Source organism: Rhodovulum imhoffii (genome assembly GCF_003046545.1).
In the GTDB taxonomy this organism is placed as follows: domain Bacteria; phylum Pseudomonadota; class Alphaproteobacteria; order Rhodobacterales; family Rhodobacteraceae; genus Rhodovulum; species Rhodovulum imhoffii.
Window position 1 is genome coordinate 197,450 of record NZ_QAAA01000001.1, and the last position, 19,402, is coordinate 216,851.

Annotated in this window: 17 protein-coding genes; 14 read left to right on the forward strand and 3 right to left on the reverse strand. The window is 61.2% G+C overall.

The window, feature by feature from the left end; all coding sequences use genetic code 11:
* Positions 1-141 precede the first annotated feature (141 nt).
* The 14 genes from nuoF to C8N32_RS01035 all read left to right on the forward strand — a co-directional run bounded on the left by nuoF (position 142) and on the right by C8N32_RS01035 (position 15,185).
* Positions 142-1,437 (forward strand): NADH-quinone oxidoreductase subunit NuoF, encoded by a 1,296-nt coding sequence (gene nuoF / locus C8N32_RS00970; RefSeq protein WP_107890762.1) that lies wholly within the window; start codon positions 142-144, stop codon positions 1,435-1,437.
* The gene (locus C8N32_RS00975; RefSeq protein ID WP_107890600.1) at positions 1,437-1,853 is read left to right on the forward strand and encodes a DUF5333 domain-containing protein; all 417 of its coding nucleotides are present in this window, start codon (positions 1,437-1,439) and stop codon (positions 1,851-1,853) included. The genes nuoF and C8N32_RS00975 overlap by 1 nt, the downstream gene beginning before the upstream one ends.
* 39 nt (positions 1,854-1,892) lie before the next feature.
* Positions 1,893-3,914, forward strand: coding sequence for an NADH-quinone oxidoreductase subunit NuoG (gene nuoG, locus C8N32_RS00980; RefSeq protein WP_107890601.1), 2,022 nt, complete (start codon positions 1,893-1,895; stop codon positions 3,912-3,914).
* A 100-nt stretch (positions 3,915-4,014) separates the two neighbouring features.
* On the forward strand, positions 4,015-5,052 hold the full coding sequence (gene nuoH, locus C8N32_RS00985; RefSeq protein ID WP_107890602.1) for an NADH-quinone oxidoreductase subunit NuoH: 1,038 nt from the start codon (positions 4,015-4,017) through the stop codon (positions 5,050-5,052).
* A gap of 3 nt (positions 5,053-5,055) precedes the next feature.
* Positions 5,056-5,550: an NADH-quinone oxidoreductase subunit NuoI gene (nuoI, locus tag C8N32_RS00990; RefSeq protein WP_107890603.1), complete on the forward strand. Its 495-nt coding sequence runs from the start codon at positions 5,056-5,058 to the stop codon at positions 5,548-5,550.
* Entirely contained in the window at positions 5,547-5,954 is a 408-nt protein-coding gene (locus C8N32_RS00995; protein ID WP_107890604.1) for a carboxymuconolactone decarboxylase family protein, read from the forward strand. The genes nuoI and C8N32_RS00995 overlap by 4 nt, the downstream gene beginning before the upstream one ends.
* Positions 5,951-6,562 carry an NADH-quinone oxidoreductase subunit J gene (locus C8N32_RS01000; protein WP_107890605.1) on the forward strand — a complete coding sequence of 204 codons (612 nt, stop codon included), beginning with the start codon at positions 5,951-5,953 and terminating at the stop codon, positions 6,560-6,562. Before C8N32_RS00995 ends, C8N32_RS01000 begins: the two co-directional genes overlap by 4 nt.
* Before the next feature lie 40 nt (positions 6,563-6,602).
* Complete coding sequence (gene nuoK, locus C8N32_RS01005; protein WP_107890606.1) at positions 6,603-6,908, forward strand: NADH-quinone oxidoreductase subunit NuoK; 306 nt, start codon at positions 6,603-6,605, stop codon at positions 6,906-6,908.
* 6 nt (positions 6,909-6,914) lie between these two features.
* Positions 6,915-8,975 carry an NADH-quinone oxidoreductase subunit L gene (gene nuoL / locus C8N32_RS01010; RefSeq protein ID WP_107890607.1) on the forward strand — a complete coding sequence of 687 codons (2,061 nt, stop codon included), beginning with the start codon at positions 6,915-6,917 and terminating at the stop codon, positions 8,973-8,975.
* Positions 8,975-10,516 carry an NADH-quinone oxidoreductase subunit M gene (locus C8N32_RS01015; protein WP_107890608.1) on the forward strand — a complete coding sequence of 514 codons (1,542 nt, stop codon included), beginning with the start codon at positions 8,975-8,977 and terminating at the stop codon, positions 10,514-10,516. Before nuoL ends, C8N32_RS01015 begins: the two co-directional genes overlap by 1 nt.
* 11 nt (positions 10,517-10,527) lie before the next feature.
* Entirely contained in the window at positions 10,528-11,970 is a 1,443-nt protein-coding gene (gene nuoN / locus C8N32_RS01020; RefSeq protein WP_107890609.1) for an NADH-quinone oxidoreductase subunit NuoN, read from the forward strand.
* Positions 11,960-12,742: a biotin--[acetyl-CoA-carboxylase] ligase gene (locus tag C8N32_RS01025; protein ID WP_242509651.1), complete on the forward strand. Its 783-nt coding sequence runs from the start codon at positions 11,960-11,962 to the stop codon at positions 12,740-12,742. Before nuoN ends, C8N32_RS01025 begins: the two co-directional genes overlap by 11 nt.
* Entirely contained in the window at positions 12,739-13,518 is a 780-nt protein-coding gene (locus C8N32_RS01030; RefSeq protein ID WP_107890611.1) for a type III pantothenate kinase, read from the forward strand. Before C8N32_RS01025 ends, C8N32_RS01030 begins: the two co-directional genes overlap by 4 nt.
* Positions 13,515-15,185, forward strand: coding sequence for a ribonuclease J (locus C8N32_RS01035; protein WP_107890612.1), 1,671 nt, complete (start codon positions 13,515-13,517; stop codon positions 15,183-15,185). Before C8N32_RS01030 ends, C8N32_RS01035 begins: the two co-directional genes overlap by 4 nt.
* Before the next feature lie 21 nt (positions 15,186-15,206).
* Here C8N32_RS01035 and C8N32_RS01040 read toward each other — a convergent pair whose 3' ends face one another.
* The 3 genes from C8N32_RS01040 to C8N32_RS01050 all read right to left on the reverse strand — a co-directional run bounded on the left by C8N32_RS01040 (position 15,207) and on the right by C8N32_RS01050 (position 19,191).
* Positions 15,207-16,583, reverse strand: a complete 1,377-nt coding sequence (locus C8N32_RS01040) for a DEAD/DEAH box helicase (protein WP_107890613.1) — start codon at positions 16,581-16,583, stop codon at positions 15,207-15,209.
* 279 nt (positions 16,584-16,862) lie between these two features.
* Positions 16,863-17,456, reverse strand: coding sequence for an exopolysaccharide biosynthesis protein (locus C8N32_RS01045; RefSeq protein ID WP_170106701.1), 594 nt, complete (start codon positions 17,454-17,456; stop codon positions 16,863-16,865).
* 127 nt (positions 17,457-17,583) lie between these two features.
* The gene (locus C8N32_RS01050) at positions 17,584-19,191 is read right to left on the reverse strand and encodes a peptide chain release factor 3 (protein ID WP_107890763.1); all 1,608 of its coding nucleotides are present in this window, start codon (positions 19,189-19,191) and stop codon (positions 17,584-17,586) included.
* Positions 19,192-19,402 lie beyond the last annotated feature (211 nt).

Genomic DNA, 19,402 nt, shown 5'->3' on the forward strand with positions numbered 1-19,402 from the left:
GCGGCGCACACTGTTTAGCCGCGTTTAGCCGCCCATATGCGGGATGATCCCGCACGCGAAACTGCCTTGGCGGCGGGTAAGGAATCTGCTGCCAATGGCATCGAAATACGGGCCTTCGCGGCCGACGAACAGGGTGACCCAATGCTGACCGATCAGGATCGCATCTTCACAAATCTTTACGGAATGCATGAACGCACGCTGAAGGGCGCGCGGGCGCGCGGGCATTGGGACGGCACCGCCGGGATCATCGCCAAGGGCCGGGACTGGATCATCGACGAGATGAAGAAATCCGGGCTGCGCGGCCGGGGCGGGGCGGGATTTCCCACGGGCCTTAAATGGTCTTTCATGCCGAAGGAAAGTGACGGAAGGCCGCACTATCTTGTCATCAATGCGGATGAATCCGAACCCGGGACCTGCAAGGATCGGGAGATCATGCGCCATGATCCGCACACCCTGATCGAAGGGGCGCTGATCGCCGGTTTCGCGATGGGGGCGCATGCCTCTTACATCTACATCCGCGGCGAATATATTCGTGAGCGTGAGGCGTTGCAGGCCGCGATTGACGAGGCTTACGACGCCGGTCTTCTGGGGGCGGATGCCGCCGGGTCGGGCTGGGATTTCGACCTTTACCTGCATCATGGCGCGGGGGCGTATATCTGCGGGGAGGAGACGGCGCTTCTCGAAAGCCTGGAAGGCAAGAAGGGTATGCCTCGCATGAAACCTCCGTTCCCGGCGGGGGCGGGGCTTTACGGGTGCCCGACCACGGTCAACAATGTGGAGTCCATCGCCGTGGTGCCGACCATCCTGCGCCGCGGGGGGGACTGGTTTGCCGGTTTCGGCCGCCCCAACAATGCCGGGACCAAGATTTTCGCCGTTTCCGGCCATGTGAACAGCCCATGCGTTGTTGAGGAAAGCATGTCCATTTCCCTGCGCGAATTGCTGGATCGCCACTGCGGTGGCGTGCGTGGCGGGTGGGGAAACCTCAAGGCGGTGATACCGGGGGGGTCTTCGGTGCCGCTCTTGCCGGCGAGCCTGTGCGATGACGCGATCATGGATTTCGACTGGCTGAGGGAGCAGAAATCCGGCCTTGGGACTGCGGCGGTGATCGTGATGGATCAGTCCACCGACCTTATCAAGGCGATCTGGAGACTTGCCAGTTTCTACAAGCACGAAAGCTGCGGACAATGCACGCCCTGCCGTGAAGGGACCGGCTGGATGATGCGGGTGATGGACCGGCTTGTGCGAGGTGAGGCCGAGATCGAGGAAATCGACATGTTGTTCGACATTTCCCGTCAGGTCGAGGGCCATACCATCTGTGCGCTTGGCGACGCGGCGGCCTGGCCGATTCAGGGGCTTATCCGGCATTTTCGCGACGAGATCGAGGATCGGATCAAGGCTCGCAAGAGCGGTCGCGCATCGGCGGTGGCGGCAGAGTGATGGTGCGTGGGCGGCATATCTTCGCGGCGCTGATCCTTGCCCTCGCGGGCGGGGGGGTGGCGCATGCCGAGGATCTGCCGCCCTTGCGCGAGAACCGGCATATCAACGGATCTCTGCTGTCCGCTGCGATCGGGGATGAAATCCGCAAGCACTGTCCGACGATTTCGCCGCGCCTCTTTCTGGCGATGAAAAAGGCGTGGGAACTGGAGCAATACGCCAGGAAACTGGGCTACAGCGATGCACAGATCGAGGCGTTTCTCGAGTCCGAGCGGGAGCGAGATCGCATGCGGGCCCTGCGCGACAAGTATTTACGCGCCAACGGCGTGATCAAGGGCGATGCCGAAAGCTATTGCAGGCTGGGGCGGGCGGAAATCGCAAAGGGAACCCTGACCGGGATTCTGCTGCGGGAGAACTAGGAAAGGCGGCGTCGAGGCGCCGGAAGGCAAGGGTAGTCAATGTCTGAGCGACGCAAGATCATCATTGATGGCCGCGAGGTCGAGGTCGATCCGGCCATGACCCTGTTGCAGGCCTGCGAGGAAGCCGGGGTCGAGGTTCCGCGCTTCTGTTATCATGAGCGGCTGTCGATCGCGGGCAACTGCCGGATGTGCCTTGTCGAGGTCGTGGGCGGCCCGCCCAAGCCTGCGGCATCCTGTGCGATGCAGGTGCGCGATCTGCGTCCGGGCCCGGAAGGCCAGCCGCCGCAGGTGCGCACCAACAGCCCCATGGTCAAGAAAGCCCGTGAAGGGGTGATGGAATTCCTGCTGATCAATCATCCGCTGGACTGCCCGATTTGCGATCAGGGCGGTGAGTGTGATTTGCAAGATCAGGCAATGGCTTACGGGGTTGACTTCAGCCGCTACCGGGAGCCCAAGCGCGCCGTGGACGACCCCGATCTCGGGCCTTTGGTGGCGACCTGCATGACGCGCTGTATTTCCTGCACCCGTTGCGTGCGCTTTACTACCGAGGTCGCGGGCATTGCCCAGATGGGGCAAACCGGACGAGGGGAAGATGCGGAAATCACCTCCTATCTCGGCCAGACGCTGGAGTCGAACCTTCAGGGCAACATCATCGACCTGTGCCCGGTTGGGGCGCTTACTTCGAAGCCCTACGCCTTCACTGCTCGTCCGTGGGAACTGACAAAGACCGAAACCATCGACGTGATGGATGCGCTCGGGTCCAGCATCCGGGTGGATACGAAGGGGCGCGAGGTCATGCGCATTCTGCCGCGCAACAACGACGGTGTGAATGAGGAATGGATCAGCGACAAGACCCGCTTTGTCTGGGATGGGCTGCGCCGCCAGCGGCTGGACCGGCCTTACCTGCGTGAAAACGGCAGGCTGCGCCCCGCGACCTGGGCGGAGGCCCTTGGAAAGGCGGCGCAGGTGCTGAAGGGCGCGTCGAAACCCGCCGCCCTGGTGGGCGATCTGGTTTCTGTCGAGGCGGCTTATGCTCTCAAGACCCTGATTGAGGGGTTGGGTGGCGTGGTCGAGTGTCGTACGGACGGGGCGAAGCTGCCGGTGGGGAACCGCTCGGGGTATGCGGGGACGGCGGCCGTCGAGGATATCGATACGGCGGAGCGGATCCTTCTGATCGGCACCAACCCGAGAGATGAGGCGCCGGTACTGAACGCACGCATCCGCAAGGCGTGGCTGGCCGGGGCCGAGGTGGCGCTGGTCGGGCCGTTTGCGGACCTGACCTATGATGTTCATCATGCCGGCAGTGACCGGGCGGCTCTTCAGAAAATCGTCGATATGGGGGGCGATGAGACCATTCGCGGCAAACGGTCGCTGGTGATCGTCGGGCAGGGGGCATTGCGGGAGGCCGACGGAGCCGCCGTTCTGGCCGCCGCCCAGGCAATTGCCTCGAACACCGAAAGCGGTCTTCTGATCCTGCACAGCGCAGCGTCCCGGGTTGGGGCGATGGATGTCGGGGCGACCTGTGAGCGTGGCATGGACGCGATAAACGACGCCGATGTGATCTACAACCTCGGTGCCGACGAGGTAGAGATCGGCGAAGGTGTTTTCGTGATTTATCAGGGCAGCCATGGCGACCGCGGTGCGCATCGTGCCGACGTGATCCTGCCCGGCGCGGCCTATACCGAGGAACAAGGTCTTTTCGTCAACACCGAGGGGCGTCCCCAATTGGCGCTGCGGGCCGGGTTTCCGCCCGGGGATGCCAGAGAAAACTGGGCCATCCTGCGGGCGCTTTCGGCAGAGATGGGAAAACCGCTGCCTTTTGACAGCCTCGCGGACCTGCGCCAGCGCCTGATCAAGGCCATACCGCATCTGGGCCGGCTGGACGTGGTGCCGGAGAATGCCTGGCAGCCGCTGCCGGCGCTGCCGATGGCGCAGGCATCTTTCCGCTACGCAATATCGGATTTCTACCTGACGAACCCGATTGCGCGGGCGTCGTCCCTGATGGCGGAATTGTCGGCAAACACAAAGGCACGCCGAAATACGTCCGTGGCGGCGGAGTGAATGATGAAGGGTTTCCCGGCGAACATGGCCGCACCGCGCGGCAGCCGGGGTGCCGACCGGGGCCACCCCGTCACGGCGACCAGAGGGATATGGGGCAAGAATGGCTGATTTTCTGAATACCGCTATGGGAACCGCGCTGATCGTGGCGGCGCAGGGCTTGCTGGTCATCGCATTCGTGATGATCTCATTGTTGTTCCTTGTCTATGGCGACCGCAAGATCTGGGCCGCGGTGCAGATGCGCCGGGGGCCGAACGTGGTTGGGGCTTTCGGGTTGCTGCAAACGGTGGCCGACGCGCTGAAATACGTCGTCAAGGAGGTCGTTGTTCCCGCGGGCAGCGACAAGTCGGTATTCTTCCTGGCTCCGATGATTTCCTTCGTTATGGCGCTGCTGGCCTGGGCTGTCGTCCCGTTTTCCGACCGGCTGGTGCTGGCGGATCTGAATGTCGCCATCCTTTACGTTCTGGCGGTCTCCTCGCTGGAGGTATACGGGGTGATCATGGGCGGTTGGGCGTCGAATTCGAAATACGCCTTTCTGGGCAGCCTGCGCTCGGCAGCGCAGATGATTTCCTACGAGGTGTCGATCGGGCTGATCATCATCGGGGTGATCCTGTCTACCGGCAGCCTGAACTTCGGGGACATCGTTGCCGCGCAGGATGGCAGCTTTGGCCTGTTCAACTGGTACTGGCTGCCCCATCTTCCAATGGTGTTCCTGTTCTTCATTTCCGCCCTGGCGGAAACGAACCGTCCGCCCTTCGATCTGCCCGAGGCGGAGTCCGAACTCGTGGCGGGCTATCAGGTGGAATATTCCTCCACCCCGTTCCTTCTGTTCATGGCGGGTGAGTATATTGCCATCTTCCTGATGTGCGCGCTGATGAGCCTGCTGTTTTTCGGGGGATGGCTGTCGCCCATTCCGGGGCTGCCCGACGGGGCGCTGTGGATGGTGGCCAAGATGGCCGGCTTCTTCTTCCTCTTCGCGATGGTGAAGGCCATCGTGCCCCGTTACCGCTACGATCAGTTGATGCGGCTGGGCTGGAAGGTGTTCCTGCCGATGTCGCTGGCCTGGGTGGTTCTGGTGGCGTTCTTCGCAAAATTCGAGATGTTCGGCGGCGCCTATGCCCGCTGGGCGATTGGGGGCTGATCCATGACCGCGATCGACTGGACACGCGCAGGCAAGTATTTTCTGCTGTGGGATTTTTTCAAGGGATTCCGGCTGGGGATGAAATACTTCCTGCGGCCCAAGGCCACGTTGAATTACCCGCATGAGAAGGGCCATCTCTCGCCGCGGTTTCGCGGAGAGCATGCCCTGCGCCGTTATCCCAATGGTGAGGAACGCTGCATCGCCTGCAAACTGTGCGAGGCCATCTGCCCCGCGCAGGCGATCACCATTGACGCCGAGCCGCGCGAGGATGGCTCCCGCAGGACGACGCGCTACGATATCGACATGACGAAATGTATCTATTGCGGGTTCTGCCAGGAGGCCTGCCCGGTGGATGCCATCGTCGAGGGCCCCAATTTCGAGTTCGCGACCGAAACCCGCGAAGAACTGTTTTACGACAAACAGAAGCTTCTGGACAACGGCGAACGCTGGGAGGCCGAGATTGCCCGCAACCTTGAACTGGACGCGCCCTACCGATGAGTGATTTCGCCAGACTCTTCGAGCAGATGCTGGAGCAGAGCCACAAGATGGCCCGTGCCTTCAACCCGGCGCTGGAAAGTTTTCAGGTGCAGGGTTTTGACAAGCTGATGCCGACCATGCCCCGCGACTTCATGGAGATGATGTGGGGCAATGCCTTCAACCCCGATGGGCTGGACGCCAAGACCCGCCTTCTGGCGGTTCTGGCCGGGCTGACGGTTCTGGGGGCACAGGCGGATGCGCAATTCAAGCTGACCGTACGGCACGCGCTGGAAGCGGGCGCTACGGAGCGCGAGATTGCAGAAGTGATTTACCAGATGGCCATGCTGGGCGGAATCCCGGCCATGAGCCACGCTCTGGGGCTGGCCCGGAGCGTCTTTGACGCGAATGAGGAGGACCGCACATGAGTGTCGTCGATATCGCATTCTACTGCTTCGCGGGGGTTACGCTGATCTCGGGGCTGTTCGTGGTGCTGTCGCGCAACCCGGTCCATTCGGTCTTGTGGCTGATCACCGCGTTTCTATCGTCGGCTTGCCTGTTCATTCTGCTTGGGGCGGAACTGTTGGCGATGCTGCTGGTGATCGTTTATGTCGGGGCCGTGGCCGTGTTGTTCCTGTTCGTGGTCATGATGCTGGATGTGGACTTCACCGAGCTGAAATCCGAGTTCGTGCGTTATCTGCCGGTGGCGGCGCTGATCGGGGTGGTTTTCCTGATCCAGCTTGGGATGGTTTACGCCGTCTGGGAGCCTGCGCAAAACGCTGCGAACCTGCGGGCCGCGGTCATCTCGGACGCGGAGGCGCACAATACCGCCCACCTGGGTACGCTGATCTATGACGACTACCTGCATTTGTTCCAGGCGGCGGGACTGATCCTGCTGGTGGCGATGATCGGGGCGATCGTGCTGACGCTGCGTCATCGCACGGATGTCAAGCGCCAGGACATCCTGAAGCAGATCTACAGGGATCCGGCCAAGGCGATGGAACTGAAGGACGTGAAACCGGGGCAGGGGCTGTGACCTCGGAGAAGATAACGGGTCTTGGGCCCGGGGGGACTAAATGATCGGACTGGAACATTACCTGACGGTGGCTGCGGCGCTGTTCGTCATCGGGATATTCGGGATCTTCCTGAACAGGAGGAACGTGATCGTGATTTTGATGTCGGTCGAGCTGATGCTGCTGGCTGTCAACATTAACCTTGTGGCGTTCTCGGCCTACCTGAACGACCTTGTCGGGCAGATCTTTACCCTGTTCGTGCTGACCGTCGCTGCCGCCGAAGCCGCGATCGGGTTGGCGATCCTTGTTTGCTTCCACCGCAACAGGGGCACGATCGCGGTGAAGGCCATCAACCTGCTGAAAGGGTAAAGCGCCATGGAAAAGATCATTCTTCTCGCCCCGCTGGTTGGGGCGCTGATCTGCGGGTTCGGCTGGCGCTGGCTGGGTGAAAAGGCCGCGATGTGGACAACCACGACCCTGGTTTTCCTGTCGATGCTGTTTTCGTGGTTCGCGTTCTGGGGCACCGGAGCGGAGGCCGAGCATATCCAGATCCTGCGCTGGATCGACAGCGGGTCCCTGGTTGCGGACTGGTCGATCCGGGTGGACCGCCTGACCACGATCATGCTGATCGTGGTGACGACCGTCTCCGCATTCGTGCATCTTTACAGCTTTGGCTACATGGATCACGATCCGCAGTGGGAAAAGGACGAGCCTTACAAGGCGCGTTTCTTCGCCTACCTGTCTTTCTTCACCTTCACCATGCTGGCGCTGGTCACGGCGGACAACCTCGTACAGCTTTTCTTCGGCTGGGAAGGGGTGGGGCTCGCGTCTTACCTCCTGATCGGGTTCTACTACAAGAAACCCTCCGCCAACGCGGCGGCGATGAAGGCGTTCATCGTCAACCGGGTCGGGGATTTCGGCTTTCTGCTGGGGATCGGTGCGTTGTTCTTCCTTGTGGACAGCGTGCAACTGGATGACATCTTCGCCGCTGCGCCCGCTCTTGCCGAGACGGGGTTCACTTTTCTCAACTGGCAAGTGAACGCGGCCAATGTCGTGGCGGTTCTGCTGTTCATCGGGGCGATGGGGAAATCGGCCCAACTGTTCCTGCACACCTGGTTGCCGGATGCGATGGAGGGGCCCACGCCCGTTTCCGCACTGATCCACGCAGCGACCATGGTCACCGCGGGGGTGTTCCTTGTCAGCCGCATGTCCCCGGTGATCGAATACGCGCCCGAAGCCAAGATGCTGATCGTTCTCGTCGGGGCTTCAACGGCTTTCTTCGCCGCGACTGTGGGCCTGGTGCAAAACGACATCAAGCGCGTGATCGCCTATTCGACCTGTAGCCAGCTTGGCTACATGTTCGTGGCGGCGGGGGTCGGCGTTTATTCGGCGGCCATGTTCCACCTGCTGACGCACGCTTTCTTCAAGGCGCTGCTATTTCTTGGTGCGGGGTCGGTTATCCACGCGATGCATCATGAACAGGACATGCGCAACTATGGCGGCCTCAGGAACAAGATCCCACTGACCTTCTGGGCGATGATGATCGGCACGCTGGCAATCACCGGAGTTGGGATTCCGCTGACCCATATCGGCTTTGCGGGGTTCCTGTCCAAGGATGCGATCATTGAAAGCGCATGGGGCGGCGGATCGATGTTTGCCTTCTGGGCGCTGGTCATCGCGGCCTGTTTCACCAGTTTTTACAGCTGGCGGCTGATGTTCATGACTTTCTGGGGCAAGCCGCGCGGTGACAAGCACGCCCATGAACACGCCCATGAAAGCCCGCGGGTGATGACCATTCCGCTTGGTGTTCTGGCGTTTGGCGCGGTTGTGTCGGGGATGGTGTTCTACAGCGATTTCTTCGGCAGCCACGACGATGTGAACCGCTTCTTTGGCATCCCGTCCCACGAGGTGTCGGCCGATGCGGGCCACGGTACGGCGCCGGCGCATGGTGACGATACCCATGGAGAGCCGCAGGTGAACCCCGGCGCCGGGGCAATCTTCATGGCGCCCGACAACCATGTCATGGATGCGGCGCACCACGCGCCGGCCTGGGTAAAATCCGCGCCTTTCCTTGCGATGCTGCTGGGGCTGGGGACGGCTTACATGTTCTACATCGTCAGCCCGGATCTCCCGCGCCGCACCGCAGAGCAATTCCGGCTGCTCTATCTGTTCCTGCTGAACAAATGGTACTTCGATGAGCTGTACGAAATTCTGTTCGTACGTCCGGCCAAGGCTATCGGCGGCGCACTTTGGAAACGCGGTGACGGCAACATCATCGACGGTTTCATCAACGGGCTGACGATGGGCTTCGTGCCCTTTCTTACCCGTGTCACGGCCCGGATGCAGTCCGGCTATCTTTTCCACTATGCCTTCGCCATGGTTATTGGCGTTGCGCTTCTGATCACCTGGATGTCGCTGACCGGGGGGGCTAAGTAATGGATAACCTTCTTTCCATCGTGACCTTCATCCCGCTGATCGCGGCGCTGATCCTTCTGGTGTTTTTGCGGGGCGAGGATGAGGCGGCCCAGCGCAATGCCAAGTGGCTGGCCCTGGTGGCGACTTCGGCGACTTTCCTCGTGTCGCTTTTCGTGCTGGCGCAGTTCGACCCGAACGACACCGGTTTCCAACTGGTGGAGGAACGGGACTGGCTGCTGGGCCTGAAATACAAGATGGGGGTCGATGGCATCTCGGTTCTGTTCGTGATGCTGACGACATTCCTGATGCCCCTGACGATCGCGGCCTGCTGGAACGTGGAACACCGCGTCAAGGAATACATGGCTGCGTTCCTGATCCTTGAGACGCTGATGCTGGGCGTGTTCACCGCGCTGGATCTGATCCTTTTCTACCTGTTCTTCGAGGGCAGCCTGATCCCGATGTTCCTGATTATCGGCATCTGGGGCGGGAAACAGCGTATCTACGCCGCATTCAAGTTCTTCCTCTACACCTTCCTCGGATCGGTTCTGATGCTGGTAGCGATGTTGGCGATGTATATCGATGCAGGGACGACCGATATCCCGACACTGCTGAACCATCAGTTCAGCGCGGACAGCTACACGGTCGCCGGGCGCGAAATTCTGGGCGGGATGCAGACGCTGATGTGGTTCGCCTTTTTCGCCAGTTTCGCGGTCAAGATGCCGATGTGGCCGGTGCATACCTGGCTGCCGGATGCCCACGTTCAGGCCCCGACGGCGGGGTCGGTCATCCTGGCGGCGATCTTGCTGAAGATGGGGGGGTATGGGTTCTTGCGGTTCTCGCTGCCGATGTTCCCGGTCGCATCTGACCTGTGGGGGCCGCTTGTCTTGTGGTTGTCGGTCATCGCCATCGTTTACACATCGCTTGTTGCCTTGGCGCAGACGGACATGAAGAAACTGATCGCGTACTCCTCTGTCGCGCATATGGGCTATGTGACCATGGGGATCTTCGCGGCCAACCAGCAAGGTGTGGAGGGGGCGATCTTCCAGATGCTCAGCCACGGGTTCGTTTCGGGCGCCCTGTTTCTGTGCGTCGGCGTCATCTATGACCGGATGCACACGCGCGAGATCGACGCCTATGGCGGCCTGGTCAACCGCATGCCGGTTTATGCGCTGGTCTTCATGCTGTTCACCATGGCGAATGTCGGTCTGCCGGGCACTTCGGGCTTCGTGGGGGAATTCCTGACAATCGTGGGCGTGTTCCAGGTCAATACCTGGGTAGCGTTTTGTGCGGCGACCGGGGTGATCCTGTCGGCCTCCTACGCGCTGTGGCTGTATCGCAGGGTAACGCTTGGGGCGTTGCTCAAGGAAAGCCTGCGCTCTATTTCCGACATGACCCTGCGCGAGCGTGCGATCTTCGCACCGCTTGTGGTGATGACGCTTCTGCTGGGCGTTTATCCCGCGCTTGTCACCGATATCACCGGGCCCTCGGTCGAGGCGCTTGTTTCCAGTTACCAGACGGCTCTGGCCGAGGCCGACGCCGCCCTGCGGCTGGCCCAGAATTGAGAGGGACCGTGATGAACCCTTCCGAACTGACAGTTCTTCTCCCCGAGATCGTTCTGGCCACCTATGCGATGCTGGCGCTTCTGGTCGCGGTTTACACCGGCAAGGATCGCCTGGCACCGCTGCTGGTCTGGGGCACGGCCGGGGTATTCTTTGCACTTGCACTCTGGATCGGCGCGTCGGCGGGCGGGGTGAAGACGGCCTTCTCCTCTGCCTTCATCGATGACGGCTTCGCGCGCTTTGGCAAGGTCGTGATCCTGCTGTCGGCAGGGGCGGTATTGTTGATGAGCACCGACTACATGCGCCGCGCAGGGGCCTTGCGGTTCGAATATCCGGTGCTTGTTGCGCTTTCGGTGGTCGGCATGATGGTCATGGTGTCTTCGGGCGATCTGATGACCCTCTATATGGGGCTGGAGTTGCAATCCCTGGCGCTTTACGTGGTTGCCGCGATGCGCCGCGACAGCGCCAGGTCGACCGAGGCGGGCCTGAAATATTTCGTTCTCGGGGCGCTCAGTTCCGGACTTTTGCTTTACGGAGCGTCACTCGTCTACGGCTACGCGGGAACGACGGTCTTTTCGGGAATACTCTCCACGCTGGGCGAGGGGCAGATGCCTTTGGGCCTGCTTGTCGGGTTGGTTTTCCTTGTGACGGGGATGGCCTTCAAGGTGTCCGCCGTGCCGTTCCACATGTGGACCCCCGATGTTTATGAAGGCGCGCCAACGCCCGTGACTGCGTTCTTCGCAACAGCGCCCAAGATGGCGGCGATGGCGCTGTTCGCCCGTGTCATGCACGATGCCTTTGGGGCCGTTCCGGGCGACTGGGGGCAGATCGTGGCCGTCCTGGCGCTGCTGTCGATGGCGTTGGGGGCCGTGGCCGGGGTTGGCCAGCGTAACATCAAGCGGCTGATGGCCTATTCCTCAATCGCGCATATGGGCTTTGCGCTGATGGGCCTTGCCGCGGGGACCGCGATGGGGGTCCAGGCGGTTCTGGTTTACATGGTCATCTACGTGATCATGAGCGTCGGCACCTTCGCCTTTATCCTGAGCATGGAAAAAGACGGCCAGCCGGTTACCGATATCCGCAGCCTGAACATGTTTTCACGGGTACAGCCGGGCAAGGCGCTGGCCGTCGCGGTGTTGATGTTCTCGATGGCAGGGGTGCCGCCGCTGGTGGGATTTTTCGGAAAGTTCTACGTGGTCAAGGCCGCGGTGGATGCCGGCTTGGTCTGGCTGGCGGTCGCGGGGGTCGTAGCTTCGGTGATCAGCGCCTTCTATTACCTGCGTATCGTCTATTACATGTATTTCGGTCAGGAGACGGATGAGGCCATAGACGGCGGTATGTCGCGCGTGCTGTGGAGCATGTTGATGCTCTCGGCCTTTGCGATGGTTGCGGGGGTGGTCAACCTCTTCGGCATCGAAGGGCTGGCGCTGGCGGCGGCACAGACCCTTGTCAACTGAACCCGGAGGCTGGCACTGGCCGGCAGGGTACGACCTGATCTTGCTGGATGAGGTCGGAAGTACCATGGCAGAGGCCCGTCGCAGGGGTCCTGTTCTGGACCGACCCACATGGATTGCCGCGCGCCGCCAGACGGCGGCGGTAGGGCGGCGGGGCCGGAAGTGGATTGCCCCCGAGGGCAATCTTTACGCGACGCTTGTTTTCGCCCCGGACTGTTCCGCGGCGCAGGCGGCGTTGTATTCCTTCGTAGCGTCTTATTCGCTCTATGCGACGCTTCTGGCTTATGTCGATAGCCCGGCCACTATCGCATTGAAATGGCCCAACGATGTTCTGGTGGGGGGGGGGAAGGTTGCCGGCATCCTGCTGGAAAGCGATGGTACGGCGGGGCAGGTCACCCGGCTTGCGGTTGGAATCGGGGTGAACCTGAACCATGCGCCGGACCCGGCGGGGCTGGAACCCGGGGCCTTGCCACCCGCACGGGTGGCCGGATCCGGAGATCCGATCGATCCACTGGAATTCCTGGCTTTCCTTGCGGAACATTTCGCGGTGCAGGCCCGCTTTTTCCGGACCCATGGGTTTGGCCCCCTGCGCGGGGCGTGGCTTGACCGCGCGGCGCGGCTGGGCGACACGATCACCGCCCGTCTGCCGGGGGAAGACGTCACCGGACGGTTCGAGACGGTAGACATGAATGGATGTCTCGTTTTGCAAACGGCCAGGGGGTCACGCAGCATTGCTGCGGCGGATGTGTTTTTCCAGGAAAGGCGCTGCCCATGATTTTGTGCATCGATTGCGGAAACACCAATACCGTCTTTTCCATCTGGGACGGGGTGCGGTTCCTGTGCACTCTGCGGACCTCGACCGAGCATCAGCGTACCGCAGATCAGTATTACGTCTGGTTTTCGACCCTGATCCAGCATCATGGCATCAGGACGGACATCACCGATGTCATCATTTCGTCCACCGTGCCGCGTGTGGTGTTCAATCTGAGGGTTTTCGCGGACAGGTATTTCAGGGCCCGTCCGCTGGTCGTGGGAAAACCGGATTGCCTGTTGCCGAGCCCTCCGAGGGTGGATGCGGGGACAAATGTCGGGCCGGACCGCCTGGTAAATGCCGCAGGTGCCTTTGACCGCCACGGGGGCAATCTGATCGTGGTGGATTTCGGGACCGCCACCACTTTCGATGTGGTCGCCCATGACGGGGCTTATGTGGGCGGGGTGATTGCGCCGGGGGTAAACCTGTCGCTGGAGGCACTGCACGCTTCGGCTGCGGCGCTGCCCCATGTCGATGTGACCCGCCCGCCCACGGTCATTGGCACCAACACGGTCGATTGTATGCAATCGGGCGTATTCTGGGGGTATGTCGGTCTGGTTCGGGGTGTCCGGGATCGTATTCGTGCAGAATATGGCCAACCTATGCGTGTTATCGGCACAGGCGGGCTGGCGTCATTGTTCGCGCAGGGAGATGTGCTATTTGACCTCATCGAAGACGATCTGACCATGCATGGCCTGACCGTCATCCATGCCTACAACAAAGAACACGGGGCGATATGAGCAAGGAAAGACTGATCTACCTTCCCCTGGGCGGCGCCGGGGAAATCGGCATGAATGCCTATGTTTACGGCTATGGGCGCGAAGGGCAGGAACGCCTGATCCTCGTGGATCTGGGGGTGACCTTCCCGGACATGGATACAACGCCGGGGGTGGACCTGATCTTCGCCGATATCGGCTGGCTGGCCGCGCGCGCCGACCGGTTGGAGGCCATCTTTATCACCCATGCGCATGAGGACCACGTCGGCGCGGTGGGGCATCTGTGGCAACGCCTGCGGGTGCCGGTCTATGCCCGTCCGTTCACCGCCAACCATGCGGCCCGCAAGATGCAGGAACAGGGCAATGACCCCGCACAGGTCAAACCTGTGCAGGCCTGGCCTGAGCGTATCAAGGCCGGACCGTTCGAGGTGTCGTTCCTGCCGGTGTCGCATTCCATCCCTGAAAGTGCGGGGCTGGTGATCGATACGCCGGTCGGGCGCATCGTGCATACCGGCGATTTCAAGCTCGACCCGACGCCGGTTCTGGGCGATCCGTTCGATCCGGCCCTGTGGGGGGAGGTCGTCAGGGCCGGCGTCAAGGTGCTGACCTGCGACTCCACCAATGTCTTCTCTCCCAATCCGGGCCGATCGGAAGCAAGTCTTGCCCCCGCCATACGCCAGTTGGTGGCGCGCTCCTCGGGAATGTTCGTGGCCACGACGTTTGCTTCCAATATCGCGCGGCTTAAAACACTGGCGGAGGCGGGGCAGGCTGCGGGCCGCTCTGTCTGCCTGTTGGGGCGTGCCATGCGCCGGATGATCGAAGCCGGGGTCGAAAGTGGCGTCCTGACCGATTTCCCGAAAACCGTTTCCCCCGAAGAGGCCGGGAATATCCCGCGCGAAAGTCTGATGCTGATCGTCACGGGCAGCCAGGGCGAACGGCGCGCAGCGTCGGCACAGCTTTCCCGCGGCAAATACATGGGCCTTACCCTGAAAGAGGGGGACAGCTTCCTGTTTTCCTCTAAAACCATTCCGGGCAACGAACGCGGCGTGCTGCGTATCGTCAACGCGTATTCCGAGATGGGTGTGGATGTCATCGATGACGGGGCGGACCTGTACCACGTGTCTGGCCATGCAAACCGGCCCGATCTGGCACGTATTCACAAGCTGATAGCGCCTCGGGTGGTGGTGCCCATGCATGGCGAACATCGCCACCTGCGCGAACATGTCAAGCTGGCCGAAGAAAACGGGCTGAACGCTATCGTCGCCCCAAATGGGACGATGCTGGATCTCACCGGCGATACCCCGAAGGTGGCTGAGTTCGTTGAGACCGGACGGACCTATCTGGACGGATCTGTTCAGATCGGTGCGCTGGACGGGGTGGCCCGTGATCGTATCCGCATGGCGCTGAACGGCCATGCCGTGGTCACCGTCGTGATCGACGAGAACGATGAACCGCTGGGTGAGCCATGGGTCGATCTCAAGGGGCTGGCGGAAACAGGCAAGAGCAACGTGCCGCTGGCCGATATTCTCGAGGCGGATCTGGAGCAGTTTCTCGGTCGTGCGTCGGAGGATACGCTGGGGGACGACGACAAGATCGAAGACGCTATGCGCCGCATCCTGCGCCAGAGCGCGGAGCGGGAAATCGGCAAGAAGCCCGAAGTTACCGTTATCGTCAGCCGCCTGACCACCTGACGGCGGCTTTTCCCTGTTCGCCTATTCGGCGGTTTCCCCGGCGGCGGTTCTGAAGGAACGTAACAGAAAGGCCGGAACGTGGTCTCCCATTCCGACAACGGGGGCCTCCCTGCGCGGGGCCCTTGAACGTTTCTCCTGTGGCGGGTCTGTACGCGGCGCGGAATCCCGCTTTTCCTCCCGTTTTCGGGGAGGCATCCGCGCCTCATCCGTCCTTACGGATTTCGGGCCCTTTTCGGATTGGGGCGCCCCTGTCAGGGGACTTTCAAGGCGCGGGATTTCATTGCCGATCAGTTTTTCGATGTCCGCCAACCATTTCTGATCATGCGGGACGCAGATCATCAGTGCCTTGCCCTTGCGTCCGGCCCGGCCCGTACGACCAATCCGGTGGACGTAATCTTCTGCATGGCTTGGGACGTCGTAGTTGAACACGTGGCTGACACTGGGCACATCCAGTCCTCGCGCCGCAACGTCCGAAGCGCATAGAAATTGCAGTTTTCCTTCGCGGAAGGAGTCCAGCGTGCGCATCCGCTGGGACTGGTCGAGGTCGCCATGAATCGGCGCGGCATTGTAGCCGTGTTTGCAAAGCGACTTGGCAACGATATCGACTTCGGTCTTGCGGTTGCAGAAGATGATGGCGTTGGTGCAGGACGCGCCTTCCCGGTCGATCAGACTGCGCAGAAGGGCACGCTTTTCCTTGGCCTGACGGTCCTTGCGGCTGGCGGTGTAAAGCACCACTCCTTGCGTGATGTTCTCGCCGGTGGTGGCAGCCCGGGCAACCTCGATTTTCTCGGGCGCGGAAAGGAAGGTGTTGGTGATGCGCTCGATCTCCGGTGCCATGGTGGCACTGAAAAACAGCGTTTGCCGGGTGAAGGGCGTCAGTTGAAAAATACGCTCGATATCGGGTATGAAGCCCATGTCAAGCATCCGGTCGGCTTCGTCCACAACCATGATCTGGACCCCGGTCAGCAACAACTTGCCACGTTCGAAATGATCCAGCAGCCGGCCCGGCGTTGCGATCAGGACATCCACCCCCTTGTCGATAAGTGCATCCTGTTCCTTGAAGCTGACCCCACCGATCAGCAATGCCTTGGTCAGGCGGGTGTTTCTGGCATAAATATCAAAGTTTTCAGCCACCTGTGCCGCCAGTTCGCGTGTCGGCGCCAGAACGAGGCTGCGGGGCATCCGTGCGCGGGCACGCCCACGCCCCAGAAGCGTGATCATCGGCAAAACGAAACCGGCTGTCTTTCCAGTGCCCGTTTGGGCAATTCCCAAAACATCGCGGCCAGCCAGCGCAGGCGGAATGGCCCCGGCCTGAATGGGTGTCGGCTTCTCATAGCCGGCAGCAGCAATTGCGGAAAGCACCTTGGGGTCCAACCCCAAATCGGCAAAACTTGACATGAATATCCTTCGCGTATCTGCGGCAAGGTCTTGGCCGCCAGTTCACGCGGCCTGATCGGCCGGATTGCCGATCTTTCATAATGGCCTTGGCATAGGTCAACATGAGCCTTTCGTCAAGCAACCCAAAATGGCGGTGCGGCATTCGCCGGCGGATGGGGGCGCTGCCCCCAGCGCGCAAGCGCGCCCCCCCCGGGATATTTGGCCAAAGCAATTCTTTCGTGTGTTGCGGTGTCTTGCTTTGGTCAAAATATCCGCGCCGCAGGCAGCCCGCATCGCGGGCTATAGTAGCAACCTCCAGATCAGGATCATCTCTGGCAGCACGACAAGGTAACCCAGAAGGCCGATCAATCCGTCCCGGCTGGACAGGCCAATACCGATCAGAAGAACATGCATAGACATGAGAAACGGCAGGCCGGGGATAAATCCGATGAGAATATTGATTGCGCCGGTTACAATCAGGATCACGGCAATGATCTTCAGCATTACGGGGCTGTCGATGAGAATGGTAGCGCGGGGCGCGATCATCGGGCGCAGCCGAAGCACCCACGGTTGGGCGCGCGATATCGAAGCGATCAGAAGGTGGGAGGGCAATTCTACTTTTCGCAGACGCGACGGAAACCACAGATGTGTGCTTCCGACAGCCATTCGCGACCCGATCAGAATAAGAAACACGCCGACGATTCCGGGCATGCCGGGGACCATGCCCACCGGCAGGATCAGAAAGGCGGACAGAATAACCAGAAGTGGCCCGAAGCCGCGCGACCCGAGCGTGTCTATCAATCTTCCCAGAGACACCTGTTCAGTTGCCAAGGCGATGTCGGAGAGTTCTTCCAACAAGGTGGCGATGATCCAGTCACTGCGGAGGTTGCTCATCCCTTTTGGGCTCTTGCGGCTGGCGGGAAAGGGAAGGCGCGGCAGCGCGCCCCGGCGGCTCATCCGTTTTCAGATCGGCGCTGCCGGGCGTAAAATCAAGGTTTTTCAGTGTCGCGGGCAGTGTGGATCAGACCTGCATCTCTTTCGTGGTGCTGAGTGTCAGGTCGGGGTGGTCGCGCGCGATACGATCGATGTCCCATTGCAGGCGGGTCATGTAAACGATGTCTCCATCGTTGTCGGTAGCGATATGGCCCTTGTTCTTTGACACGAAACCTTCCACGGCGGCCTTTTCTCCGTGCACCCACCGGGCGGAGGTAAACTGCGTCGGCCCGAACCTCACAGGCAGGCCGTATTCGATCTCGATCCGGCTGGCCAGAACCTCGAATTGCAGGGCGCCGACAACGCCGACGATGAAACCCGAGCCGATCATCGGTTTGAATACTTTGGCTGCGCCTTCTTCGGCGAACTGCATCAGCGCCTTGTCGAGATGTTTGGCCTTCATCGGATCTCCGGCGCGGCAGCTTTGCAGCAACTCGGGTGCGAAGCTGGGGATCCCGGTCACCCGCAGGGCTTCGCCTTCGGTCAGGGTGTCGCCGATGCGCAACTGACCGTGGTTGGGAATGCCGATGATGTCGCCCGCCCAGGCCTCCTCGGCGAGTTCGCGGTCGGAGGCGAGAAACAGGACGGGATTTGAAACCGCCATCGGTTTTTTCGTTCTGACGTGGTTCAGTTTCATCCCGCGCCTGAAATGGCCCGATGCCATGCGCACAAAGGCTACCCTGTCGCGGTGCTTGGGGTCCATATTCGCCTGAACCTTGAAAACAAAGCCGGTGACTTTGGGCTCTTCGGGGGCGATCTGGCGCGGTTCGGCCGCCTGTATTTGCGGTTCGGGGCCGTAGGTGCCGATGCCGTTCATCAGTTCCTTGACGCCAAAGGAATTGATCGCCGATCCGAACCAGATCGGCGTCATGTGACCTTCCAGCACCGCTTTCGGGTCCAGCGCAGGCAAAAGCTCGCGCGCCATCTCCACTTCTTCTATCAGCTTTTCGCGCAAGGGGCCGGGGATGTGTTCCGCCAGCCTTGGGTCGTCGAGGCCCTCGATACGGATCGATCCGGCAACGCGATTCCGGTCGGCCCGGTCCATCAGTTCCAGCCGGTTGCAAAGCAGGTCATAACAGCCGAGGAAATCGCGCCCCATGCCGATGGGCCAACTGGCCGGGGTTACGTCGATGGCCAGGTTCTCCTGGATTTCGTCGATGATCTCGAAAGTGTCGCGGCTTTCCCGGTCCATCTTGTTGCAGAACGTCAGGATCGGCAGGTCGCGCAGACGGCAGACTTCGAAAAGCTTGCGGGTCTGGCTTTCGACGCCCTTCGCCCCGTCGATTACCATGACCGCGGCGTCCACTGCGGTGAGCGTGCGATAGGTATCTTCGGAAAAGTCGCTGTGGCCGGGGGTATCGACAAGGTTGAATCGGTAGCCGTCATAGTCAAAAGACATCGCCGAGGCCGATACCGAAATCCCGCGATCCTGCTCCATCTTCATGAAGTCAGACCGGGTGCGCCGGGCTTCGCCCTTGGCACGGACCTGGCCCGCCATCTGGATCGCCCCGCCGAACAGAAGGAATTTTTCTGTCAGGGTGGTTTTTCCCGCATCCGGGTGCGAAATAATGGCAAAGGTCCGCCGCCGGGCGATTTCGGCGGGCAGGGTGGGGCGGTTATGGGCGGTGTCCAGCATGGGCGGGATATAACCGGGCGCTGCGGGCGGTGCAATCTTCCGTTCGCATGCGCGCCGGGGGGTGTATCTTCTTGCCGCATCGGGGCGGATCGGCTTGGGCGGTGCAGACGGCAAAAGGCGAGATGCCCTGTTTGTCCAAGTCGTGCCACTTTCAGGGACGAGTCGCCGGGGGCAAAAATCGTCTCGTCCGGCGGTGAAGGTTCAAAAAAGG

What these genes read in the sequence shown, in the direction of transcription:
- nuoF (WP_107890762.1), top strand. Translation starts at nt 142, where the DNA reads ATGCTGACCGATCAGGATCGCATCTTCACAAATCTTTACGGAATGCAT.
- C8N32_RS00975 (WP_107890600.1), top strand. Translation starts at nt 1,437, where the DNA reads ATGGTGCGTGGGCGGCATATCTTCGCGGCGCTGATCCTTGCCCTCGCG.
- nuoG (WP_107890601.1), top strand. Translation starts at nt 1,893, where the DNA reads ATGTCTGAGCGACGCAAGATCATCATTGATGGCCGCGAGGTCGAGGTC.
- nuoH (WP_107890602.1), top strand. Translation starts at nt 4,015, where the DNA reads ATGGCTGATTTTCTGAATACCGCTATGGGAACCGCGCTGATCGTGGCG.
- nuoI (WP_107890603.1), top strand. Translation starts at nt 5,056, where the DNA reads ATGACCGCGATCGACTGGACACGCGCAGGCAAGTATTTTCTGCTGTGG.
- C8N32_RS00995 (WP_107890604.1), top strand. Translation starts at nt 5,547, where the DNA reads ATGAGTGATTTCGCCAGACTCTTCGAGCAGATGCTGGAGCAGAGCCAC.
- C8N32_RS01000 (WP_107890605.1), top strand. Translation starts at nt 5,951, where the DNA reads ATGAGTGTCGTCGATATCGCATTCTACTGCTTCGCGGGGGTTACGCTG.
- nuoK (WP_107890606.1), top strand. Translation starts at nt 6,603, where the DNA reads ATGATCGGACTGGAACATTACCTGACGGTGGCTGCGGCGCTGTTCGTC.
- nuoL (WP_107890607.1), top strand. Translation starts at nt 6,915, where the DNA reads ATGGAAAAGATCATTCTTCTCGCCCCGCTGGTTGGGGCGCTGATCTGC.
- C8N32_RS01015 (WP_107890608.1), top strand. Translation starts at nt 8,975, where the DNA reads ATGGATAACCTTCTTTCCATCGTGACCTTCATCCCGCTGATCGCGGCG.
- nuoN (WP_107890609.1), top strand. Translation starts at nt 10,528, where the DNA reads ATGAACCCTTCCGAACTGACAGTTCTTCTCCCCGAGATCGTTCTGGCC.
- C8N32_RS01030 (WP_107890611.1), top strand. Translation starts at nt 12,739, where the DNA reads ATGATTTTGTGCATCGATTGCGGAAACACCAATACCGTCTTTTCCATC.
- C8N32_RS01035 (WP_107890612.1), top strand. Translation starts at nt 13,515, where the DNA reads ATGAGCAAGGAAAGACTGATCTACCTTCCCCTGGGCGGCGCCGGGGAA.
- C8N32_RS01040 (WP_107890613.1), bottom strand. Translation starts at nt 16,583, where the DNA reads ATGTCAAGTTTTGCCGATTTGGGGTTGGACCCCAAGGTGCTTTCCGCA.
- C8N32_RS01045 (WP_170106701.1), bottom strand. Translation starts at nt 17,456, where the DNA reads ATGAGCAACCTCCGCAGTGACTGGATCATCGCCACCTTGTTGGAAGAA.
- C8N32_RS01050 (WP_107890763.1), bottom strand. Translation starts at nt 19,191, where the DNA reads ATGCTGGACACCGCCCATAACCGCCCCACCCTGCCCGCCGAAATCGCC.